Below are 17,493 nucleotides of genomic sequence, written 5' to 3' on the forward strand. Positions count from 1 at the left end.
GAAGGTCTATCAGCGGTGGTCGAGCCTCGTCAACGGTGTGTCAAACCGCGTGTGGGCTGCGGGAATGCGGAAGGGCTCGCACCGCGTGAGCGATGCGAGCCCTCATTGGTCTAAACCACTTCGGCCGTTTCGGCGGCCCTCCCGCCGGCCTACTGCTGGGGTGCCGGCGGCGGCTGCGGAGGCGTCTGCTGCCAGCCGGCCGGAGGCACGGGGCCCTGCAGATCGGGCTGGCCTGCCGGGTTGGCCTGTCCGCCCTGCTGCTCCGGCTGCCCCTGCTGCGGCATGCCTGCCCCGGGCGCACCGGGCCCGCCCTGCGGGGGAGGCGACTGCTGCCATCCGTTCTGCGGTCCGCCCGGTGCCGCCTGCGGCGGGTAGGGAACCTGGGACGCGCCCGGCTGACCGGCCGTCTGATATCCCCCGTACGGCGGCTGCCCGCCGTAGGGCTGACCGCTGTAGGGCTGCTGGCCCGGCTGGCCCGGCTGGGGCTGCCCGGGGTGCTGCGGCTGCGGGGCCTGCTGCGGGTAGGGCTGGCCGGGGCCGGGCTGCTGCGGCGCGTACGGCTGCTGACCGGGGATCTGCTGGCCCGGGGTCTGCCGGCCGGGGAACTGGTGGCCAGGGACCGGCTGTCCTGCTGCGGGTTGTCCGGGCATCGGCTGGCCGGGGGCGCCCGGCTGGGCCGGGACCTGCTGGCCCGGGGCCGGATAGCCCTGCTGGCCGGGCATCGGCGGGGCGAACTGCGGCGGCGGGTTCTGGCCGTCCGCCGTCCACAGCCCCTGCTGCTGCTGGGCCCGCGCGAAGTCCTCGGCCACCAGCGCCGAGAGGTGGAAGTACGCCTCACGGGTCTTGGGCCGCATCATGTCGAGGTCGACCTCTGCGCCCGCCGCCAGGTGCTCGTCGAACGGTACGACGACTACGCCGCGGCAGCGCGTCTCGAAGTGCTGCACGATGTCGTCCACCTTGATCATCTTGCCGGTCTCGCGGACCCCGGAGATGACGGTGAGCGAACGCTGCACCAGATCCGCGTACCCGTGCGCCGACAGCCAGTCCAGCGTCGTGGAGGCGCTGGAGGCCCCGTCGACCGAGGGGGTCGAGATGATGATCAGCTGGTCGGCGAGGTCGAGGACCCCGCGCATCGCGCTGTAGAGGAGGCCGGTGCCCGAGTCGGTGAGGATGATCGGGTACTGCTTGCCGAGGACCTCGATCGCGCGCCGGTAGTCCTCGTCGTTGAACGTCGTCGAGACCGCCGGGTCCACGTCGTTGGCGATGATCTCCAGACCGGAGGGCGCCTGCGAGGTGAACCGGCGGATGTCCATGTACGAGTTGAGGTACGGGATCGCCTGGACCAGGTCCCGGATGGTCGCCCCGGTCTCCCGGCGCACGCGGCGGCCCAGCGTGCCGGCGTCCGGGTTGGCGTCGATGGCGAGGATCTTGTCCTGCCGCTCGGTGGCCAGCGTCGAACCGAGGGCGGTGGTCGTGGTGGTCTTGCCCACGCCGCCCTTGAGGCTGATGACGGCGATGCGGTAGCAGGACAGCACCGGCGTACGGATCAGCTCCAGCTTCCGCAGCCGCTCGGCTTCCTCCTTCTTGCCGCCCAGCTTGAACCGGGAGGCGGCGGAGGGGTTACGGCTGCTCTTGGCCTTCTGCTTGCCCCGCACCAGCCGGTCGGAGGAGAGCTCGACGGCCGCGGTGTACCCGAGCGGGGCGCCCGGCACGGACCGCTCGCGCTGGTCGTGGGCGACGGGGGTGGGCCAGGCGCCCCCCGCACGCGGGTCGACGGGCTGCTGCTGCTGATGCGGCTGGGGCTGGGCTTGGGGCTGCTGCCCGTACGCCTCCGGCTGCTGCGGGGCGACGGGCGCGGGGAGATTCGGGGTGCCCTGGGAGGGGAAGGGCGCGTGGGGCTGCGGCTGCTGGGGTGCGTTGGGCGACTGGCCCGGCTGACCCTGCTGCTGAGGCTGCTGAGGCTGCTGACCCGGCTGGCCGGTCTGCGGGAAGCCGTAGCCGCCCTGCGGCGGGAAGCCGTAACCGCCCGCGTTCTGGGGGGAGTGAGGGTGGGCCTGCGGCGGAAGCGATGCGCCCGGGACCTGGCCGGGGAACGGCTGCTGCTGGTGCGCCGGCTGGGGCGTCTGCGGCGGCTGGGCCGCCGGGCCCGCCTGGGGGAAGCCGTAGCCGCCGGGCACCTGATGCGCCGGGGCGGCACCGGGCCACTGCGCCGCGGGCTGCGGTGTGGAGGGTGCCGGAGCGGCCGGCTGGAAGGCGGGCGGCAGGGGCGGCAGCGCGCCGCCCTGCGCGGGCGGCGACCACGGCACCGGTGGGGCGGCGGCCTGCGGGGCGTCGGTGGCGGACGGAGGCGCGTCCTGGGGGGCGGCGTCCTGCGGCACGACGTCCTGCGCGCCCGCGTCCGTAACGGCGGCGTCGGGGGCGGCGGGTGCGTCACCGGCGCCCGGAGTCCCGTCCGTGCCGGTCCCGGCCGCATCGCCGCCCTTGGGGGCCGAGGCGTCCGCGGAGGCGGCTTCGGTGAGGGAGGCGGGGGAGGCCGACGGCTCGGAGGACGTACCGGAAGAGGACGTACCGGAAGAGGATGTACTGGAAAGGGGAGCGTTCTCGGAGTCCGTACCGGAGGAGGCCGAGGAGCGGTCGTTCTCGTCGCCCTTCGCATCGGCGTCGGACGCGCTGTCCGCGGCGGAGCCGGAACCGGCCCCGGCCTCGGACGCCGCCGCGTCCTCCGCCTCGCGCTCAGCGATCTCCCGCTTGAGCGCGGCGGGCGAGAACCGCATCGTCGCGCCGCTCTCCACATCGCCACCGCCGAACGGGCCGGCATCCGCGCTCTCCGCAGCCGGAACGGCAGGAGCCGGAGCGGCAGGAGCCTGCGCCTGCGGAGTCTCCGGAGCGGCGGGGGCGGCTGGGGCCTCCTCAGCCGCGGGGGCAACCGGCGCGGCGGGCGCCGGCGGAGTGGGCGCCCAGTTGGGCTCGAAGCCGCCGGGCGTCGCCGACAGGTCGGGCGAGGACAGGGGCGCACCGACCGGCGGCGGAGGGGGCGCCAGATGCGAGCCCGCTCCGCCCGACGAGTCCCCCGCCGCGTTCTGCGTGTACCAGGCGGGAGGGGTGTAGTCGATGGTGAACTCACCCGTCATCTCGGCGGGATCCGCGTCGGACGACTCGTCGACGGGCAGGTCCCATCCGCCGCGGATCTCGTCCCGATCGCCGTTCACTTTGCCTCCTGGTGTGGTCGAGCACCCTTGTGCCGTGGTGGGTGGGGGCGACCGTTCCCGATGTGCCGGTCCGCCCGGCTCTCCCCCTTGTTCGACGCGCATCACCTGCTCGCAGGTTTCTTCATGCCGCGCCCCACCCACCCTAATCGCCATCCGGCGAACTCAGGCAGGGCGTAGGGCACGGCAAAAGCCGCCCCACCGGCCATGTGTCACAGCCCGGTGAACCCCGTGTGAGGGAAGGGCGGTCGCGAGCCGGGCATTACCGGCCATACGCGCACAAGGCGAAGGGTGGAAGCTCACTTCGGCGGCCGTCCACCACCACGCCCGGCGTCCCCGCGGTGACGAGACCGCCCGACGCCGGACCTACGTGAGGTCGAACTCACCGTCGCGAGCGCCCAGGACGAACGCCGTCCACTCCGCCTCCGTGTACCGCAGGACGGTGTCCGGGTCCAGAGAGGAACGCATGGCGACGCCGCCGCCCGGCAGATGCGCGATCTCGACGCGCTCCTCGGCCTCCTCGGTGCCCGGGGCGCTGAGCCAGGTCACGTCGGAGATGTCGAGAGCGTAGAGCTCGTCCTTTTCCTGCTGGGTGCCCATGACGGCGTCCCTTCGATCGAACGGATTCGGTGCGTGGTCCATGTTCCCCGGCGCCAAGGGCGTTCGTGGGCCGAACGGGACAGGAATCAGTCCATCCGGCGAGCTGTGCCCAGCAGACCGGTCTCGGCGTCGGTCGGGTTCGTCATCACCCAATGGTGTTCGCGCCCCGCGACCCACAGGGTGACCCCGTCCGCCAGCGTGGGCAGCGCCTCGTACTCGGCGCGCGCGAGCCCCAGGATCCGGCCGATCTGCTCGGCCTCGCCGGGGGAGACCCGCTGGACGCCCACCAACGCCGAGGACCGCATCAACCGCGGTGCGACGGGGCTCAGATAGGGGAGCAGCGTCAGCACGGACTGCCACGGCGAGGACACCACCCGGCCACGCGGCGGCCGCATGCCGCAGTCCCGTACGACGACCACGGGGCTGCCCACGGTCGCACCCGTCGGCGGAACGCGGCCCACGTCGTACAGGGACACGCACTCAAGACCGGCGCCCGCCGCCTGGGCGAGCGTCGTCCAGGCCTGGACGCGACCGGTCTCGACCGCCACCCGGGCGCCGGTGCCCGCCGCCCGCAGCGCCAGGACCTGCGCCGTCCACAGCCCGCCGATCAGGGTGACGTCGTACGGCACCGGGCGATGGAACCCGATCAGCTGCGGCTTGTTGTTCGCGTCGTTGCCGATGATCACGCCGTCGTCGCCGACCGGCAGTGACAAGGCGCCCAGATGGTCCGCGGCGACGGTGTGCCCCGCGTGACGGGGGCCGCGCAGCCCGCGCCGGGGCTCGGTCCGGTTGCTCACTGTGCGCCTCCCAGCGGGAGCGTGGCCAGGACACCCGGCAACTGCTCGCGGTCCAGCCGTACCAGACCCACCTTGGCGTGCCGGGCGGCCTGCTCCAACGTCCGTCTCACACCGATGAGTTCGGTGTCCGAACCGCCGGTGACCCGGACATGGCCGGCCACACTCGTCGAGCCCTGGAGAGCCCCGCGGCGCACCGTCAGGCTGAACGTCGTCGCGTACGCGGGCACCGACGTCAGCAGCGCGACCAGCTGCGGCAGCGGCGTCGCACCCCGGCCCAGCTCGGGCCAGCGGTCCACCGCGTACGTGGTGTGCCAGCGGTCGTCGCACCGCCAGACCCGCGACGTCTCCGTGGTGCGCCGCTGCGGTGCGGCGTCCGGACGGCCCGCCCGCCCCGACAGGATGGGATTGGCACACGCGGAGGTGGCCACCGCCGAGTTCAGCTCGTCCTGGTCCAGCACGGCGGCCTGGAAACCGGCGCCCGTGACCCGGCTCGCCACATGGTCGGCGACCCGCACCAGACAGCGCTGCGCCCCCTCCATGCCGCCGCCGCGCGCCTCGATGGCCTCACGGCACAGCTCCGGATCCAGCTTCACCGCCACCCAGGTCATCCGCAGGGCGGGCGCACCGGTCTGGTCCTGCAGCGGCGCGTACGACAGCCGGGCCACCGACTGCTGCGGCAGATGAGGAGCGGGTGCGCACCGCACCTGCTGCACCAGCTGCGCCGACTCCGCCACGATGTCGTCCACCGTGAGGGCGTCGCCGAGCAGAGACAGCGGGAGCGACCGGGCGCCGAACGCGGGCCGCAGCGACTCGCCGCTCGCCTCGACCCGCACCACGGCGGTCAGGAACGTACCGTCGCCGAGCATCCCCACCGTCCGGTGGTTCCGGTCGACGTAGACGTGCGGGGCGAAGCCGGGAACGTTCTCGGCGACCGGGGCCAGCATCGGCTCGGCGTCCGCGGACGCCGGGGCGGCGGCGGCCCGGCGCCGGGCCCGGAGCCCGAGCGCGCTCGACGCCCAGTCCTGGAGCGCGCGGCCCCGTCGGCGTACCACCGCGAGCGCGACCAGCAGGCAGAGCAGCACGAGCGAGGGGATCAGCCACGCGCCGCCCAGCGCCGCACCCACGGCGGCGATCACGAGGCCCGCCTCGACGATCACCAGCTGCCGCAGCACCGGGCGCACCCGGTCGGTCCGCGAGATCGAACGCAGGGTCGCCGCAGCGGGCGCGGTCTGCCCGGGGGCGGCGGAACGCGAGGACGGATCGGCGGCCGGTGCGGGCGACTGGTTGCTGCGTTGCCTCCGGGAAGTCCCGGCGGCTCGACGGCCGGTCCGCCCGGTACGCTCGCGCGTAGCTGAACCCATCGCCGCGTTGCCCCCTCGTGTCCGTATTCACCGCTTTTTACACGGGTGTTGATCGGGTCGTCACCCTACCTGAGCACGGGGAGCGGAGCCCCAGCAGGCATAGTAGAGGCGCGATACGGCAGCGGGGGCCGACGGTGCTTGTGGGACCCTGCTCCGATCACTTTCGATCACTGGGGACGAAGGGTCAGCGGACACATGGCATCACGGCGGGACGAGCTCAACGCCTATACCTTTGCGAAGCGGAGGTTGATCGCACAGTTCCTGCAGCCCAACCCCACCGGTTCCGAGGAAGGCGCCCCCCGGCCGCTGCGTGCGGTGCTGCCCGGGGCCATCATCGCCATCGTGGTTCTCGCCGTGTTCGGCGCCTGGGGCATGTTCAAGCCGGTGGCCCCCCAGAAATGGGACACCCCCAAGGAACACGTCATCATCGCCAGCAAGTCCACCACCCGGTATGTGGTGTTGACGACCGACGGCAAGAAGCAGCTGCACCCCGTGCTGAACATGGCCTCCGCCAAGCTCCTTCTCGCCCCGGACAAGGGCACCGTCGTCAACGTCAACGAGTCCGTCCTGGACAGCGGCAAGATCCCGCACGGCGCCACCCTCGGTATCCCGTACGCCCCCGACCGGCTGCCCGACTCCAAGGAAGCGGGCGCGGCCAAGCGCTGGGCGGTCTGCGAACGCCCCGGGGAGGGCGGCAGGGCCATACAGAAGGCGACCTTCATCTTCGCCGAGCGGGAAGAGAAGAAGACCGAGGGGAAGAACGCCCTGCGGGGCGGCGAGCTGATGTACGTCGAGGGCCCGGACCGGACCCGCTACATCGTGGACGCCTCGGGCAAGGCCTACCCCGTCCAGAAGGACGAACTGCTCCTGCGCACCCTGGTCGACCAGAACCCCAAGCCCCAGCGGGTCTCCGCCGCCTGGCTGGCCACGCTCCACACCGGGGACCCGATCACCTTCCCGACCGTGGACGGCACCCCCGGAGCCCCCGCCGGCGCCCCCGGCATCCTGGACGCGCAGACGAACCGCGTCGGTATGGTCCTGACCGCGACGGCGGGAACCAGGACCCAGAGCTACGTCGTCCTGCCGGGCAGGGTCGCCCCCGTCTCGGACTTCACAGCCAAGCTCCTGCTCAGCAGCCGACAGTTGGTGTCCCTCAAGCAGGCGGGCACAGCGAAGCCGGTCAGCGCCGCCGAGATGAAACCGGGTGCCCCGTTCGGCCAGGAGAGGGACTGGCCGGTCGACCGGCCCGAGTCCGTCAACTCCCCCGACGTCAAGAAGGGCAGCCGGAACACCGTGTGCAACGTTCTGCGAGGCGTTGACGCCGACAGCGGCGCCACCACACTGAGCACCTGGGTGGGTACGAGCTTCCCCGCGACGCTCCCCACCGGCTCCAGCAGCGCCTACGTCACCCCCGGATCAGGTGAGTTCTTCCGCCAGTTCAAGGGGTCCACCACCAGCGCGGGCCCGCTCTTCCTGGTCACCGACACCGGCCTGCGCTACGCGATGCAGTCCAACAGCGACAGCGGCCAGGACGACTCCGGCATCGGCGAATCCGGCAGCAAGAAGGACCGGGACGAACAGCGGCTGGAGGAGCAGCAGGCGCAGAACCGGCTCGGCTACAAGGACGTCGACCCCAACCCCGTACCGGCGACCTGGTCCGCGCTCCTGCCGACCGGCCCCCGGCTCTCCACCGGCGCGGCCGGCCAGCCGCAGGGCTCGTGACGATGGCAGACACCTTTACCGTCGGCCGGACGACCCGCCGCCTCCTGACGGCCACGGCGGCAACGGCTGTCCTCCTGGTCACCCTGCCGGTGGCCCCCGCGGCCGCGGAGGACTCGACCCAGTGCACCTTCCCGTCCAAGAAGTACCCGGGCCGCCCCTGGGCGCTGCAGCGCGTTCTGCTGGACGAGCTGTGGAAGCAGTCCACGGGCAAGGGCGTCCGCGTCGCGGTCATCGACACCGGCGTCGACATAAAGAACGACCAGCTCACGAAGGCGGTCGACGTCAAGGCGGGTCGCAACTACCTGCCGAAGGGCCTCAAGACCGACGACGGCATGAAGATCGAGCGCGGCAAGGAGAACGGCACGACGGACACCGTGGGGCACGGCACCAAGGTCGCCGGCATCATCGCCGCCCGCGAGGCGAAGGGCACCGGCTTCAGCGGCCTCGCCCCCGACGCGACGATCATCCCGATCCAGCAGAACGACGCCGAGGGCCACGGCAACACGGCGACCCTCGCCAGGGCCATCACCTACGCCGCCAACGAGGCGGAAGCCGACATCATCAACATCTCCCAGGACACCGCAGACGCCGTGAAACCGTCGGCGGCCCTGAAGCAGGCCGTCGACAGCGCCCTCGCCCGGAACATCGTGGTCGTCGCCTCGGCCGGCAACGACGGCCTCGGCGGAAACGTCAAGGAGACCTACCCGGCCTCCTTCAAGGGCGTCCTGGCCGTCGCCTCCTCGGACCGCAACAACGAACGGGCGCCCTTCTCCCAGTCCGGAGAATTCGTGGGCATCGCCGCCCCCGGGGTGGACATGATCTCCACGGTCCCCGGCGGCGGACACTGCGCCGACAACGGAACCAGCTTCTCCGCCCCGTACGTCGCGGGGGTCGCCGCCCTGATCAGGGCGAAGCACCCCGACTGGACACAGGCGCAGATCGTCGCGCAGATCCAGCAGACCGCGGAACGCTCCATCGCCGGCCACGACCGCGCGGTCGGCTGGGGCGTCGTCGACCCGGTACGCGCCCTCACCGAGGACGACAAGCCGATCGACCGCCCGATCGCGACCGAAGGCATGAGCAAGGGCAAAGCCCCCACCCCCGCCGAACTCCACCTGGGCGAAACGGCCGACGAGCGGAACGCCCGCCTGGCGACGTACGTCATGGTCGGCGGCGGCGTCCTGGTGGCGGCCATCGCGGGCACGGCGGTGGCGGTCCGGGACAAGCGGCGACGCACGGGGCGGGTGGCCGGGTGAGGCGGAGCGGAGAGACGGTGAAGGTTCGTCATGGGACCGGTCATGAGACAAGTCACGTGGCCACCAAGTCGATTGGCGCTGTCGTAGGCAGTGACTAGAGTTGTCACGATGAGATCGGATCGGACCGTGTCAGTGCGATAGCAACGCGGAACGAGTCGAGCAAACGGGGATGCAGAACGGGGAGGTCGGCGCTGTGGCCGAAGACGGTACGGGGGATCTCAAGCGCGGGGTCGGCGCGCTGGAGAAGTTCAAGAAGAGCGTCGACGCCCTGCTGGCGGACTTCGAGGGCTCGGCGGCCAGCAAGACGAAGGTCGCCGACCAGAAGATCACGCGGGCCTCACTGAGCGGCCAGAACGCCTGCTTCGCGGAGGCGGACGGCCTGTACACCCAGTACAACCGGGTCCACTCCTCCCTTGTCTCGCTCTCCAAGTCGCTGGGCGACCAGATCGAGTACCTGAGCTTGGGGGTGCACGCGGCGGCGGTCGGTTTCGACAATGTTGAGGACGACGTGAGGCGGCGCTTCCACGCGATCCAGGCTCGCTTGGACAAGGAACGCGAGGAGCACGCGAAGTCTGAGAAGGCCCCTGAAAAGACCAACGATGACAAGCAGGTCGACTCCGGGTGGGGAGCGGAATGAGCGACGACAAGCCGGAGAACCTGACGCCTGCCGAGCAGCGGGTGCAGGACCAGGCGCAGGTCAAGATCCAGATGGCGCAGACGGACATCTCCGAGGCCATCGGCCGGATGCCCTTCGCCGGCGGACCCGTCGGCCGTACCTCCTTCGAGGGATTCCAGCTCAACTCCATGATCGACCTGGTGGAGAACACCAAGCCGGAAGACCTGGAGAACGCGGGGAAGTCACTCTGGGACGCCAGGGACGCCATCAAGAAGGCGGCTCAGGAGCTGGAAGACAACATGAAGGGGGTCGACTGGCACGGCGAGTCCGGTACGGCCTTCCGCGCCTTCGGTAAGGGCCTGGTCGCCCACGCCCGGAAGCTGGGCGACTTCGCGGACGTGGCCGGCACACAGATCACGGTCGCGGGCACCGGCCTGGCCTCCGTGCGCAGCGCCATGCCGCCCCGCGACAGCCGTCAGGTACGCAAGGACCCGGACGACATCGAACTCCCGGGCCGGGTCGCGGACAACCCGGAGTACCAGGCCGCCCTCAAGGTGGAGAAGGACCGCCAGGAGGCCATCAACCAGATCAATCGGCTGGCCTCGTACTACTCGGTCTCGGGGGAGCGGCTGGAGGGGCAGGAGCCGCCGAGGTTCGAGAAGGACCTGGGTATCAAGATGCCGCAACCGATTGGGGGCGGCCCGACTACTCTTCCTCCGTCGGGCACTTCCAATGGGGGCCCCGAGACTCTCGGCAGTAGTGCTGCGCCAGGCCCTTCAGGACGCTCTTTCGCGGAGGGGTCCGCTCCAGCAGGGGCAGCCGGCCGACCACCGGCCGAGGTTCTCGGCTCGGCACCTCTGCCGGACAGAACCATCGGCACGGAAATCAACACCGTCGCGCCTCCGCAAGCTCCGACGCCGATCACCGCCACGCCACCGCAACCGTCACCGACGCCCACGACGGGGCCGCCCGGGGTCCCACCGACGTTCATGCCGCCCGGCCTCACCAACCCCGTGCAGGGCGGCACACAGCGCTCGACGGGGCCTACGGGCCGGACGGTAAGTCAGGCCGGCCAGGGAATGGGCAAGGCTCAGCCCACCGGGGTAGGTCCCGTCGCCAAGGGGCAGGGCGGCGCTCCGATCGGTCGTCCCGGCCCGATGGGGGGCGGAGGAGCGGCCAATGGTCGTCCGCCGGTCGGACCGCAGTCGCAGGTGCCGACTGCCGGTCGATCCGGTGTGACGGGCGGTCGGCCCGCCCTCGGCCCCGGTGGTACGTCCATCGGCGCCGGTCCCCGTGCCGGAGGCAGGAACGGCATCGTCGGGGGAACCCCCCAGCAGACGTCGGGTCAGGGCCGGGCCGCAGCTGGAGGTGCCGGTCAGCGCGGAGTGATCGGGGGACGTGGAGCAGCTGTTGCTGGCTCTCGTCCCAGTGGGCGAGCCACTCCCGCTTCCGGCGCCAACGGAGTCGTCGGCGCACCCCGCAAGGCTGCGGGAGTCGGCTCGAATGCCAAGGGCTTCACCGCCGGTGGCGCGGGCCTCGTTCGGGGACCCGCAGGCCGCCGGGACAAAGGCCGGGAGGACGAGGCCAATGGGTCGAACCGTCCCGACTACCTGACAGAAGACGAAGAGACGTGGAATGCCGGTCGGCGCGGGGCCGTGCCGCCGGTGGTCGAGTAGCAGTCCCAGGGAAGGTTCGGAAGCCGGGATGACAGCAGGAATGAGCCGACCTCGGGGGCGCGTGCGTGTGCTCGGTGCGCTGGCTGTGGCCGCTTCGTGGAGTGTGGTGTTTGTCGGCGCGGCTCAGCCTGCCGCAGCCGACACACAGTCGAAGCAGTGGTACCTCGCCTCTATGGAGGCAGAGGACATGTGGAAAGTCACGACCGGGGAAGGCGTCAAGGTCGCTGTTGTCGACACAGGGGTGAACCCGTCCACGCCGTCGCTGCGGGGACAAGTCCTCAAGGGCGTCGACGTCACTGGGGCCCCTGGTGACGAAACCGACGACTACCACGGTCACGGTACGACGATGGCCGAGCTGATCGCCGGAACAGGCAAGGGAGACGGCCTGAAGGGACTTGCTCCAGGAGCCGAAATCATTCCGGTGCGTATGAGTGATGTCGACTTTATGGCGAAGCGCAACACCGTCATTGGCGACTCGGCGAAAGCCATCCGAGCCGCAGCTGACAGTGATGCACGGATCATTAACGTGTCCATGGGCGATGTTCTCTCCCAGCGCGAGGAACACGAAGCGGTCAAATATGCCGAAAGCAAGGGAAAGCTGGTCATCGCAGGCGTCGGCAACGAGGGACACAAGGAGAACTGGCGGCAATATCCAGCCGCATACCCTGAGGTAGTGGGTGTGGCTTCAGCGGACCGTGCGGGGAAGGTTTCGTACTATTCGCAGCACGCGGGCACGGTGGATGTCGCTTCTCCCGGAAGTGACATCCCCAGCTGGTGCGACAACTCCTTCAAGAGCTACTGCGAAGGCGACGGCGGCACCAGCGCCGCCACCGCCATCACCTCCGCCTCCGCAGCCCTCGTCTGGTCTCTCCACCCTGACTGGACCGCCAACCAGGTCCTTAACGTCCTCTTCGACACCGCCGCCCGCGACTGGAAGGACGGCAAGCGCAGCAAATACCTCGGCCACGGCCTCATCCGCCCGTCCATGAACGTCCTCAAGGGCAAGGGCGACCCCGGCGCCCCCGACATCAGCCCGCTCACCAAGGAGAAGACGACCGGCCCCGCCAAGTCGTCCGAGCCTTCCTCCTCCACCTCCGCCTCCCCGCAGCCCGCCAAGAACGGCGCGGAAGGCGAAAAGGCAGCGGCGGTGAAGGAGTCCAACTCCTCCGACAACGGAAACCAGTTGGGCCTCATCCTCGGTGTGGTCGCAGCCGTGGCCGTGCTCGGAGGGGTCGCCTACGCCGTGGTCCGCAGGCGTAAGGCCGCTTGACCACACGTTCCGCATGTACCCGTCGGCAGCCCATGCCGGCCCCGCAGAACCAACCGAAAGGGAAAGAGAACCATGGCAGACCAGAAGGTCTCAGATGCCGCACTCCTGAAGCTGGAGAACGACCTCACCATCAAGTTCAACTCGGTGCAGGGGCAGCTCAAGAGGCTCCACGCGACGATCGATGGCCTCGAAGGCAAGTGGAAGGGCATCGGCGCCAACCAGTTCAACATCACGCAGACCGAGGTCAACAATCGGATGCTGAGCCTGGCCAAGCAGCTCACCCGCTACCAGGAAGCCATCAAGGCCGCCCGCACGATCTCGGGCAACAACGAGGACGAGATCCGGGACGCCCTCAGGGGTGTGGACGTTGTCGCAGGTCACAACGACAAGGCGAAGGAAAACTCGTCCAGCCTGAACGACTTCTGACCCTCATCTCGTAACTCGAAAGCAGCGGAGGACCCCATGGGAAACAACGACGGTACGACGGTTGTCACTTACGCGAGCCTGGATCTCGCGGCCGCCGAGATCAAGAAGCAGGCCAAGCAGCTCGCCCAGGACCTCGATGAGATCAAGTCCATGATCGCGAAGGTTTCGGAGCTGTGGGAGGGTGAGGCGAAGCAGGCCTACATCACCGCTCAGCAGAAGTGGGACTCGGACGCTCACGCCGTCCGCTCCAACCTCGACGACATCGCTCAGAAGGTTCTTGCGGCGTCGCCCACTTACCGCGCCGGTGACAAGCGCGCGGCGGCGAACTTCTGACCGAGTTCCAGCACAGCAGCACATCAGGGTGGACATGCGCGGGAGATGTCCACCCTGAACTGTTGCAGGACGCGGTGTAAGCCGTCGCTCACCAAACGGAGAAGGTGCGGAGCCCCAACGGCCCCGCACCTTCTCTGTTCTTCGGTCCGGCTCTGTCCTTCGGTCCGGCCCCGGACCGGCCCTCCTACCGCTCCCCGTCCATCACCCCGGTCTGCACCAGCGGGTTCCCCCGCCGCCGCGTCACGAAGATGCCCCGCCCCGGCGGCATCGGCCGCGGCCGCACGTTGCCCATGATGTCGCCCTCGCCCGGATCGCCCGACAGCATCAGACCCTGGGCGCCCAGCTCGATCATGCGCTGGAGGAAGGGTTCGTACAGGGCCCGGCTGGCCCCCGCCGAACTGCGGGCGATGATGAAGCGGACGCCCACGTCACGGGCGAACGGCAGCATCTCCGTGATCGGCGCCAGCGGGTTGCCGCTCGACGTGGCGACCAGGTCGAAGTCGTCGATGACGACGTACACCGTGGGGCCCTGCCACCAGCTCTGGTCGCGCAGCTCCTGCGCCGTGACGTCGGCCGACGGCGTGCGGCGCTTCATCAGGTCGTACAGCGCCGTCATGTGATGTTCCATGTTGTTGGACATCGGGATGTACTCCGCCAGGTGCGAGCGCGGAGTCACATCCAGCAGCGAACGCCGGTTGTCGATGACGAAGAGCTTGCACGAATCCCCTTCGTACCGCTCGGTCAGCTGCTTGATGATCAACCGCAGCAGGTTGGACTTCCCGGACTCGCTCTCGCCGAACGCCAGGAAGAACGGGTCCTGTTCGAAGTTCAGGTACACCGGCTCCAGGTTGTTCTCGTCGATACCGAAGGCGATACCGCGCTCCGGAACCGCGTAGCCGGCCGGGAGCTCGCTCGCCGGAAGCTCGCGCGGCAGCAGACGTACCGCGGGTGCGGGCGCCGCCGTCCAGTGGCGGGCGACCTCCTGGTTCATCGCCGCGGTGGCCTCGGAGAGGTCGCTGTCGGAGTTGATGCCGTCGATCCGCGGCACCGCCGCCATGAAGTGCAGCCTCTCCGGCGTCAGACCGCGGCCCGGCACCCCGGCAGGCACGTTGGCAGCCACCTTGCGGTCCAGCTCGGAGTCCATCACGTCGCCGAGCCGCAGCTCCAGGCGGTTCATGAGCTGGTCCTTCAGGCTGGCCCGCACCTCCATGGAACGCGACGCCGTGATGATCAGGTGGATGCCGTAACCCAAGCCGCGGGCGGCGATGTCCGTGACCGCGTCCTCCAGACCCTCGTAGTCCGCGCGGAAGTTGCCCCACCCGTCGATGACCAGGAAGACGTCACCCCACGGCTGGTCCGTCACCGAGATGTCACCGCGCGCCCGCAGCCGGCGGAACGTGGCGATGGAGTCGATCCCGGCGCTGCGGAAGTACTCCTCGCGCCGCGCCATGATGCCGTACACCTCCGCGACCGTACGGCGCACCCGCTCGGGGTCGAGGCGGGACGCCACCCCGCCGACGTGCGGCAGACCGGCGATGGAGGACATGCCGCCACCACCGAAGTCGAGCCCGTAGAACTGGACCTCCGCCGGCGTGTGCGTGAGCGCGAAACCGGCGATGATCGTCCGCAGCATCGTCGACTTCCCCGACTGCGGACCACCGGTGATCTGCATATGACCGGCCGCCCCGGAGAAGTCACGGTAGAGGGTGTCGCGCCGCTGCTCGAACGGCTTGTCGATGACGCCGATCGGAGCGACCAGCCGGCCCGCCCCCTCGAAACCGGGCTGCGTCAGCCCCCGGCCCTGCACCGGCGAGAGGCCCGGCAGCAGCTCGTCCATCGACGGTGGATTGTCCAGCGGCGGCAGCCACACCTGGTGGGCGGAGGCCCCGCGGCCCTCCAGCCGGCGCACGATCACATCGAGCACCGTGTCCGCCAGCGCGTCGTCCTCCGAGCGCTGCTCGGGTACGCCTACGGCCTGCGCCGCCGGCTGGACGTACCGCACCGCAACCGGGGCGGCCGTGAACGGAACCGGCCTGCGGTCCACCGGCAGCGGAGCACCCGGCGCCGCCGCCCGGTGAGCGCCCGAGCGGTACACCCCGGAGACGTACGCGGCCTTGAACCGGACCATCTCCTCCGTACCGAACTTGAGCAGCCCGGAACCGGGCACGTTCGGCAGGTGGTACGCGTCGGGCACGCCGATCGCGGCCCGCGACTCCGCCGCCGAGAACGTCCGCAGACCCACCCGGTACGACAGATACGTCTCCAGACCGCGCAGCCGCCCCTCCTCCAGCCGCTGCGAAGCCAGCAGCAGATGGACGCCCAGCGAACGGCCGATACGCCCGATCTGGACGAACATCTCGATGAAGTCGGGCTTCGCGGTGAGGAGTTCGCTGAACTCGTCGATGACCAGCACGAGCGAGGGAATGGGCTGCAGCGGCGCACCGGCCGCCCGCGCCTTCTCGTAGTCGTGGATGTTGGCGTAGTTGCCCGCGTCGCGCAGCATCTCCTGCCGGCGGTTGAGCTCACCGCGGATGGAGTCACCCATGCGGTCGACCAGCGTCAGGTCGTCCGCGAGGTTGGTGATCACGGCCGCGACATGCGGCATCTGCGCCATTCCGGCGAAGGTCGCACCGCCCTTGAAGTCGGCGAGGACGAAGTTCAGCGTCTCCGAGGTGTGGGTGACGGCCAGGCCGAGCACCAGCGTGCGCAGCAGCTCGGACTTGCCGGAACCGGTGGCGCCCACGCACAGGCCGTGCGGGCCCATGCCCTCCTGCGCCGCCTCCTTCAGGTCCAGCATGACGGGGGAGCCGTCCTCGCCCACACCGATCGGCACCCGCAGCCGCTCCGCCTGCGACCGCGGCCGCCAGGTCCGGCTGACCTCGATCGACGCGGCGTCCCCGAGGTTCAGCAGATCGGTGAACTCCAGGTTGGCCAGCAGGGGTTCGTCGTCGTCCCCGCCCGTCGCCATGTGCAGCGGGGCCAGCTGCCGGGCGAGCGCCTCGGCCGCCTCGTAACTGAGCAGGTCCGGAACCCCGTCGTAGACCAGCCCCTGGCCCGACTCCAGCTGCAGCGTCTTCGGCTGCACCACGACGGACAGGCCCCCGCGGGCCCCGGTCACCTCGCCCGGCACCACCTCGATGACCGTCACGCCCTGCAGGCCCTCCGCGGATGCCAGCACCGACATGGGCGGCACCGACTCACCGTCCAGGACCACGACGACATGCGGCTGCTCCACGAGCGGCTGCCCGCCGGGCTGGAACCGCGGCCTGCCCTCCAGCCGGCCGGCCAGCAGATCCTCCAGGGCCGGCAGACTGGTCGTGATCAGCCGCCTGCTCCCCGCCCCGTCCGCGGGGCCCGGAGCCTGCGCGTGCGGCAGCCACTTCGCCCACTCCCACTGCGGCGCCGCCTCCGTACCCGTCGCGACCGCGATCACCAGGTCCTCGGGGGAGTGCAGGGAGGCGAGACCGCCGACCATCGCCCGTGCCGCCGAGCGCGCGGACTCCGCGTGACCGCTGATCGTCAGGTGGTAGAACGCCCGCAGCGAGACGGCCATGGGCAGACCGTCCAGCGTGGAGTGCGTCGCCAGGAACTGCTGCATCGCCCCGGCGGCCAGCGGCTCCAGCTCGTCCACGGGCGCCGTCTCGGGCGCGATGAGCGGCGTCGCCAGCTCCTGACTGCCCAGACCGATGCGCACCTGCGCGAAGTCCCCGTCACCCGCGCGCCGCTCCCACACCCGGCTGCCCTCGGCGACGAGCGCCCACAGCTGCTCGGGAGAGGGGTGGAGGTAGAACTGCGCGTCGCGCTGCTTGCGGGCCGTCTTCAGCACCGCACGCCGGGTCTGCGTCAGGTACTTCAGGTAGTCGCGGCGCAGATCCGCCAGCTCGCCCTGGGTGCCCCGCCGGTACCGGACGAGCATCGCGATGGCCATACCGAGCGTCGAGGCGATCATGATCATGCCCATGATGCGCATGATCGGGTTCGGCGTCATGAAGAAGAAGACGACGGAACCACCCATGCCCAGCATCGGCAGGAGCTGCATCAGCGCCCCCTCCTGCTGGCCCCGGGGGAGTTCCGGCGGAGGTTGCAAGTGCACCTGCTCGACCGGCACTTCGGTGGGCAGGGCCCGCGGTGGGCGCTTGACGACGATCTGGCTCACAGCTCACCAATTCCCTTGCCGGACGGAAGTGTTCCTATCGGCGCCCCCGTGGCGACGGGCTCCATCCGCGGGAA

Annotated in this window: 12 protein-coding genes; 7 read left to right on the forward strand and 5 right to left on the reverse strand. The window is 70.5% G+C overall.

The features are described from left to right. Nucleotides 1-149: 149 nt before the first annotated feature. The 4 genes from WQO_RS26525 to eccE all read right to left on the reverse strand — a co-directional run bounded on the left by WQO_RS26525 (nt 150) and on the right by eccE (nt 5,964). On the reverse strand, nt 150-3,209 hold the full coding sequence (locus WQO_RS26525) for an SCO5717 family growth-regulating ATPase (protein ID WP_010061865.1): 3,060 nt from the start codon (nt 3,207-3,209) through the stop codon (nt 150-152). Between the two features lie 363 nt (nt 3,210-3,572). After that, nucleotides 3,573-3,806: a DUF397 domain-containing protein gene (locus tag WQO_RS26530; protein ID WP_010061864.1), complete on the reverse strand. Its 234-nt coding sequence runs from the start codon at nt 3,804-3,806 to the stop codon at nt 3,573-3,575. Nucleotides 3,807-3,892: 86 nt separating this feature from the next. Continuing rightward, nucleotides 3,893-4,603 carry a hypothetical protein gene (locus WQO_RS26535; RefSeq protein WP_010061862.1) on the reverse strand — a complete coding sequence of 237 codons (711 nt, stop codon included), beginning with the start codon at nt 4,601-4,603 and terminating at the stop codon, nt 3,893-3,895. Further along, on the reverse strand, nt 4,600-5,964 hold the full coding sequence (eccE, locus tag WQO_RS26540; protein WP_029182410.1) for a type VII secretion protein EccE: 1,365 nt from the start codon (nt 5,962-5,964) through the stop codon (nt 4,600-4,602). Before eccE ends, WQO_RS26535 begins: the two co-directional genes overlap by 4 nt. A gap of 195 nt (nt 5,965-6,159) precedes the next feature. Between eccE and eccB the strand changes: the two genes are divergently transcribed. From eccB to WQO_RS26575, 7 genes are all read left to right on the forward strand, one after another. After that, the gene (gene eccB, locus WQO_RS26545; protein WP_029182409.1) at nt 6,160-7,686 is read left to right on the forward strand and encodes a type VII secretion protein EccB; all 1,527 of its coding nucleotides are present in this window, start codon (nt 6,160-6,162) and stop codon (nt 7,684-7,686) included. A 2-nt stretch (nt 7,687-7,688) separates the two neighbouring features. After that, entirely contained in the window at nt 7,689-8,942 is a 1,254-nt protein-coding gene (gene mycP, locus WQO_RS26550) for a type VII secretion-associated serine protease mycosin (protein ID WP_058954111.1), read from the forward strand. Nucleotides 8,943-9,111: 169 nt separating this feature from the next. Further along, nucleotides 9,112-9,579, forward strand: coding sequence for a hypothetical protein (locus WQO_RS26555; RefSeq protein ID WP_010061857.1), 468 nt, complete (start codon nt 9,112-9,114; stop codon nt 9,577-9,579). Beyond that, nucleotides 9,576-11,234, forward strand: a complete 1,659-nt coding sequence (locus WQO_RS26560) for a hypothetical protein (protein WP_010061856.1) — start codon at nt 9,576-9,578, stop codon at nt 11,232-11,234. Before WQO_RS26555 ends, WQO_RS26560 begins: the two co-directional genes overlap by 4 nt. A gap of 28 nt (nt 11,235-11,262) precedes the next feature. Further along, on the forward strand, nt 11,263-12,504 hold the full coding sequence (locus WQO_RS26565; protein WP_032748771.1) for a S8 family serine peptidase: 1,242 nt from the start codon (nt 11,263-11,265) through the stop codon (nt 12,502-12,504). A gap of 72 nt (nt 12,505-12,576) precedes the next feature. Further along, on the forward strand, nt 12,577-12,930 hold the full coding sequence (locus WQO_RS26570) for a WXG100 family type VII secretion target (protein ID WP_010061854.1): 354 nt from the start codon (nt 12,577-12,579) through the stop codon (nt 12,928-12,930). 36 nt (nt 12,931-12,966) lie between these two features. Continuing rightward, nucleotides 12,967-13,263 (forward strand): WXG100 family type VII secretion target, encoded by a 297-nt coding sequence (locus WQO_RS26575; protein WP_010061852.1) that lies wholly within the window; start codon nt 12,967-12,969, stop codon nt 13,261-13,263. 184 nt (nt 13,264-13,447) lie between these two features. On the opposite strand, the gene eccCa is transcribed toward WQO_RS26575, so the two are convergent. Then, nucleotides 13,448-17,419, reverse strand: coding sequence for a type VII secretion protein EccCa (eccCa, locus tag WQO_RS26580; RefSeq protein ID WP_079055598.1), 3,972 nt, complete (start codon nt 17,417-17,419; stop codon nt 13,448-13,450). Nucleotides 17,420-17,493: the final 74 nt, after the last annotated feature.

This window comes from Streptomyces globisporus C-1027 (genome assembly GCF_000261345.2).
Classification (GTDB): domain Bacteria; phylum Actinomycetota; class Actinomycetes; order Streptomycetales; family Streptomycetaceae; genus Streptomyces; species Streptomyces pakalii.